This is a genomic window from Massilia sp. CT11-108, from assembly GCF_047302915.1.
In the GTDB taxonomy this organism is placed as follows: domain Bacteria; phylum Pseudomonadota; class Gammaproteobacteria; order Burkholderiales; family Burkholderiaceae_D; genus Telluria; species Telluria orientalis.
Window position 1 is genome coordinate 1 of sequence record NZ_JBKYMO010001848.1, and the last position, 202, is coordinate 202.

General features: G+C 66.3%; 1 pseudogene. It reads left to right on the forward strand.

Annotation, left to right across the window (positions count from 1 at the left end):
- Positions 1 to 68: 68 nt before the first annotated feature.
- Positions 69 to 202: pseudogene (locus ACEN88_RS36550) on the forward strand (hypothetical protein); the annotation flags it as partial.

Below are 202 nucleotides of genomic sequence, written 5' to 3' on the forward strand. Positions count from 1 at the left end.
GCCACGATGGTGTTCAACCTGCTGGCGGACCTGATGTACCAGGCCGTCGACCCGCGCGTGCAGCTCAAATGACGGGTCAAGAGCTTAATCTTCCCGCAACTTCTGTCGGCCTGTGGGGTCTGGCCTGGCGCCGCCTGCGCGCCGACCGCGTCGCGATGGTCGCGCTGGCCGTCGTGGGCCTGTTCCTGTTGTCCGTCGTGCT